This is a genomic window from Roseicella frigidaeris (genome assembly GCF_003258945.1).
Taxonomy (GTDB): Bacteria; Pseudomonadota; Alphaproteobacteria; order Acetobacterales; family Acetobacteraceae; genus Paracraurococcus; species Paracraurococcus frigidaeris.
In genome coordinates this window covers 1-5,448 of record NZ_QLIX01000063.1, presented here as the reverse complement: position 1 = coordinate 5,448, position 5,448 = coordinate 1, and the positions used below count along the sequence as shown (strand labels likewise).

The following is a 5,448-nucleotide window of genomic DNA, read 5'->3' as shown; positions in this document are numbered from 1 at the left end:
TCGTTAACGCTATCCATAACGTCGACCTGAAGCTCCTCGCTCCAGGCCGACCCAGCACATTCAGGCCTCACCTCGGAAGATGGGCCTCGTCGCCGCGCTTACGCTGATAGACTCGCTGTTTGGCCTCTATCTGTTCCTGCTGAAGCTCTACGCTGATGGCGGGTACCAGGGCGCCACCTTCCAGGCCGGACTGCTCACGACCTGCCGCCACATCAACCTCGAGATCGTCAAGCGATCCCAGACGCGCAAGTTCGTCGTGCTACCCAAGCGCTGGATTGTCGAGCGCACCATCGCCGTCGACGTATACGTCGACCAATCGCTGCCGACGATTAGCCAAGGATTGGGAGTGCTTGAACCGCCGCGCGCTTGCCTTCCTGCGCTGGGCCTCCGTCCGTCGTATGCTCCGATGGCTATGTCAAAAAACAATATGATCCCGGATGGACTCTGATCACGCTTACATGGCGATTGGAAGCCTGCAATGTTGGCACGTCAGAATTGTTTAGATGCATGCAGCTGTCGCGGATTTTGACGAGCGGAACTCACTCAGCATTCGACAGACAGTTCCGCAGGTCGCGTAGAGGAGTTCGTGATCAGCATGACTTGATCTACGGCGCCAAGCCCAGTGCCTGGTTCAGCCGGCTGCGCGCCCGCCCCGCCTCGACCTCTGCCCGCGCCTCCCCGGCCGCGGCCTCGATCTGCAGCTGCCGCACGCGGAACAGGTCGAAGGCACCGATCTCGCCGCTGCGGAAGGCCGTGCGCGCCGTCGCCAATTGTTGTTCGGCCACCGCGCGCCGGTCGGCTGCGATGCCGCGTGCCCGCGCCGCGGCGGCCAAGCCGAGGCGGGCGAGGCTGATCTCGCCCTCCACCACCCGCCGGGCCTGGATCAGCTCGCCCTCTGCCCGCGTGCGCTCGGCCTCCGCATCGGCGCGGCGGGGGGCGTTGCGCGCCTCGCTCGGCAGCGGGATGCGGACGCGCAGGCCAAGCGAGGTGCCCTGCTCGGTCACCAGCCCGCCCTGGCCGCGGGTGAAGACGCCCAGTTCGGGGTTGTCCATCGGCGTCGCCCGCACCAGCCGGGCGCGCGCCTCGGCGGTCGCCAGCGCCGCTTCCGCCGTGCGGATCGCCGGGTGGGTGGCCGCGTCCATCATGGCGGGCTCCGACCGCGCGCCGGCCAGGCCTGTGCTGCCACCCGCCGACTGCAGCGCCGCCTCGCTCCCGCCGGTCAGCGTGCGGTAGGCGGCGTGGGCGGCAGCAACCGCAGCCTCGGCCCGCGTCAGGTCCAGCGTCGCCGCCAACTCTTCGTTCCGGGTCAGCAGCGCCTCGGTCTGCGCGATGTCGCCGAGTTCCACGCGCCGCTGCACGTCGCGGCCGATGTCGCGCGCCGTCGCCAGCCGGTTGCGCGCCACCCGCAGCTCGGACTCGGCGGCACCGACCGCCCAATAAGCATCGCGCAGCAGCCCGGCCAGCTCCAGCCGCCGCAGCGCCAGGCGCCGCTCCTGCTCCTCCACCCCGGCGTTCACCGTGCCCGCGAGGGCGCCGCGCTGCCCGGGCAGCCAGAGCGGTGCCGCCACCTCCACGTTCCATTCGTTGGCCCGGCCCGGCCCGCGCGCGTCGGACCGGAAATCGCCACCCAGCAAGGGCGAGCCGGGGATGGGGGAGCGCACCAGCGCATCGCGGGACCGCACCGCCTCCCGCTGGCCCTGGATGGCGCGCGCCGCGGCATCGATGGAGAGCGCGGCGTCGAGGTCCCGCGCCAGGCCCGACGCTTCGATGGGCGAGACCGCCATCGGCGGTGAGGTGCGAGGCCCGCTCGGCTGAAGCGGCGGCGCTTCGCGCGGCCGCTCCGCCCGGCGGGGAGCCGGCGCGAGCTGCGGCGGGCGGAGGGTGGTGGCCGGCGGATTGGCTTCGGGCGGCACTGCCATCGGTGGGTGGGACAGCGGCGTTGGTTGCGCCCGCGCATCGCCCGCGGCCGCAGCGGGGACCACCGCGGCTATGACCGCGGCAAGGAACACTTTGTGCACCGTCGCTACTCCGCGGCGGCCGGGCGGGGCGCAGGATCTGAGTGCGACGATTGCCCCCGCCCGGCGAACCGCGGATAGAGCGTGGGCAGCACCAGCAACGTCAGCATGGTGGCGGTGATCAGGCCGCCGATGACCACGGTGGCCAGCGGCCGCTGCACCTCCGCGCCGGCGCTGGTCGAGACCGCCATCGGCAGGAAGCCGAGGCTGGCCACCGTCGCCGTCATCAGCACCGGCCGCAGGCGCAGCATGGCCGCGTCCCGCGCTGCGGCCATGGCGTCCTTCCCTTCCCGCCGCTGCTCCACGATGGTGCTGACCAGCACCACGCCGTTCAGCACCGCGATGCCGAACAGCGCGATGAAGCCGACGGCGGCCGAGATGCTGAAGGGCAGACCGCGCAGCCACAGCGCCAGGACGCCGCCCGTGGCGGCGAAGGGGATGTTGACGAAGATCAGCGCGGACAGCCGGACGCTGCGGAACATGAGGAAGAGCAGCGCGAAGATCAGCGCCAGCGCCGCTGGCACCACCACCGTCAGCCGCGCCGTCGCCTCCTGCAGGTTCTGGAACTGCCCGCCCCATTCCATGGAATAGCCGGGCGGCAGCCGGACCTGGGCCTGCACCGCCGCCTGCGCCTCCCCCACGAAGCTGGCGATGTCGCGGCCGCGGACATTCGCCTCCACCGTGATGCGGCGCCGGCCCTTCTCGCGGCTGATCTGCGCCGGTCCGTCCTCTGTCACCACGCGCGCCAGCTGCGTCAGCGGCACCGCCCGGCCGCTGCCGTCGGCGATGCGGAGGTCGCGGATGCGGTCGGGGTCCATCCGGTCCTCCGGCCGCAGCCGGACGCGGATGTCGAAGCGGGCATTGCCCTCCACCAGCGTGCCCACTGTTCGGCCGCCTAGCGCCTCCACCACGTCCAGGACCTCGGCGGCGTTCAGGCCGTAGCGGGCCACCGCCTCCCGGTCCACGATGATCCGCAGGTAGGGCTGGCCGGCGGTCTGCTCCGACTTCACGTCCTCCGCCCCCGGCACCTTCGCCACCGCCTGCACCACCGCATCGGCCGCGCGGCGCAGCGCCGCCGGGTCGTCGCCGTAGATGATGACGGCGATGTCGGAGCGGACGCCCTGCAGCAGGTCCTGCATGCGCATCTCGATCGGCTGCGACCAGGATAGCTGCAGGCCCGGCACCTCGCGGTCCAGCGCCTCGGCATAGGCGGCGATCAGCCCCTCCCGGTCCGGCGCCGTCCGCCACTGCTCGCGCGGCTTCAGGATGATGAAGCTGTCGCTCTGCTCCACGCCCATCGGGTCGGTCGGGATCTCCGAGCTGCCGGAGAGGCTGACCACCGTCTCCACCTCGGGAAACCTTAGCAGCGTCTTCTCGACCAGCGTCGTGGTCTCGACGGCGGTGGACAGCCCGATGCTCGGTAGTTTAGTGATGGTGACGGCCAGCGCGCCCTCGTCCAGGCGCGGGATGAACTCGGCGCCGAGCCGCGTCGCCAGCAGGCCGCTGGCGACCAGCAGGGCGAGGGCGATGCCGATGGCCGGCGCCGGGTGCCGCTCCGAGGCGTCGAGCAGCGGGGCGTAGCGCCGGCGCACCCAGGCGATGGCGCGGCTGTCATGCTCCGCCACGCGCCCGCGCAGCGCGAAGGTCGCCAGCACCGGCATCAGCACCAGCGTCAGTACCAGTGAGGCGACCAGGGCGAAGACGACAGTCAGCGCCATGGGGCGGAACATCTTGCCCTCGACTCCCTGCAGGCTCAGCAGCGGCAGGTAGACCACGGTGATGATGGTGACGGCGAAGACGATGGGGCGGCCGACCTCATGCGCCGCCTCCCGCACCACATCCTCGATCGGCCGGTCCGGTTGCTCGCCGCGGCGGCGGACGACGTTCTCGATCATCACGACCGCACCGTCGACGATCAGGCCGAAGTCGATGGCGCCCAGGCTCATCAGGTTGCCGGAGATCCCAGCATAGTACATTGCCGTGGAGGCGGCGAGCATCGAGAGCGGAATGGCGGCGGCGACGACGAGGCCGGCGCGGATATTGCCCAGCAGCACCAGCAGCACGACGACGACCAGCGCCGCGCCCTCCACCAGGTTCTTCGCCACGGTATGGATGGTGCGGGTGATCAGGTCGGACCGGTCGTAGTAGGGCGCGATCTCGACGCCCTTCGGCAGGCTCTTGCCGATCTCGCCGACGGCGGCCTTCACGCGGTCGCCGACCTCCCGCGTGTTCTCGCCCAGCAGCATCAGCGCGACGCCGACCACCGCCTCCCCGCGGCCGTCGCGCGTCACGGCGCCGAGGCGCGGGCGGGCGGCCGGCACCACGCGGGCGATGTCGCGGACATAGAGCGGCACGCCACCCTCCCCGGTGCGCAGCACGATGCGCTCGATGTCCTGCGGGTTGGCAATCAGTCCCTCCCCGCGAATCACCGCTTGCTCGCCGTTGCGCTCCAGCGTCGCACCGCCGCGGGCGCCGTTGTTGCGCTCGATGGCGGCGAACACCTCGGAGAGGGAGAGGCCGTAGCGGGTCAACGCATCGGCGGCGACCTGCACCTCGTAGGTCTTCATTTCGCCGCCGTTGACGTTGACGTCGATGACGCCCGGCACCTGCTTCAGGCGCAGGGCGATCTGCCAGTCGAGGATGGTGCGCAGCTCCATCAGGCTGCGGCCCTCTCCGCGCACCTCGAACTGGTAGATCTCGCCGAGGCCGGTGGAGACCGGGCCCATCTGCGGCGCCCCCGCCTCCGGCGGCACCTGCACCGAGGGCAGGCGGGAGAAGACCAGGTTGCGCGCGGCGTATATGTCTGTGTCGTCGGAGAAGCGGACATAGACGACCGAAAGGCCATAGCGTGTGACGGAGCGCAGGTTCTCCATGTGCGGAAGGCCCTGCAGGGCGAGCTCTACCGGGAAGGTGACGAAGCGCTCCATCTCCGGCGGGCCAAGGCCAGGCGCCTGGGTGATGACCAGCACCTGGCGGGGCGAGATGTCGGGCTGCGCGTCGATGGGTAGGCGCCGCAGGTCATAGAGGCCCATGGCGACCAGCAGGCCGACCAGCACCAGTACGACCGTGCGGTTGGCGATGGCGGCGTCCGTCAGGCGGGCGATCACCGGCTCAATCGCCTTCCACGCGGCTCTGCAGCAGCAGCGCCTTCAGGCGGAAGCTGCCCTCGGTCGCCACCACCTCCCCCGGCTGCAATCCCTGAGTGATCTCCGTCGCGCCGCCCTGGCGCAGGCCGGGTGTCACGTCGCGGCGGGCAAAGCGGGTCTCGCCGGTCCGCACGAAAACCACCGGCTGGTTGTCCACCGCCTGCACCGCCGCTTCCGGCACCACCCCCCTGTGGCAGGGAAGTTGTCCGGCGCCTTGAGATGATCTCTCATTTTCAGAGGGGCGGGACGGAGTGATGAGTTGGCCTATTCGACGGAACGCCGCGCGG

The 5,448-nt window shown here is 70.9% G+C and carries 3 protein-coding genes and 1 pseudogene; 1 reads left to right on the top strand and 3 read right to left on the bottom strand.

Features of this window, described 5'->3' with window-relative positions; all coding sequences use genetic code 11:
* Positions 1–112: 112 nt before the first annotated feature.
* Positions 113–431, top strand: a pseudogene (locus DOO78_RS26575) (transposase); the annotation flags it as partial.
* A gap of 174 nt (positions 432–605) precedes the next feature.
* On the opposite strand, the gene DOO78_RS26570 reads toward DOO78_RS26575, so the two are convergent.
* The 3 genes from DOO78_RS26570 to DOO78_RS26560 form a co-directional block, all read right to left on the bottom strand.
* Positions 606–1,784, bottom strand: coding sequence for a TolC family protein (locus tag DOO78_RS26570; RefSeq protein WP_165839110.1), 1,179 nt, complete (start codon positions 1,782–1,784; stop codon positions 606–608).
* Between the two features lie 239 nt (positions 1,785–2,023).
* Positions 2,024–5,122, bottom strand: coding sequence for an efflux RND transporter permease subunit (locus tag DOO78_RS26565; protein ID WP_111472894.1), 3,099 nt, complete (start codon positions 5,120–5,122; stop codon positions 2,024–2,026).
* 4 nt (positions 5,123–5,126) lie between these two features.
* The gene (locus tag DOO78_RS26560) at positions 5,127–5,345 is read right to left on the bottom strand and encodes a hypothetical protein (protein WP_128080182.1); all 219 of its coding nucleotides are present in this window, start codon (positions 5,343–5,345) and stop codon (positions 5,127–5,129) included.
* Positions 5,346–5,448: the final 103 nt, after the last annotated feature.

Bases quoted from the DNA above. Each gene is read 5' to 3' on its own strand.
- DOO78_RS26570 (WP_165839110.1), bottom strand. From the start codon at position 1,784: ATGGCGGTCTCGCCCATCGAAGCGTCGGGCCTGGCGCGGGACCTCGAC.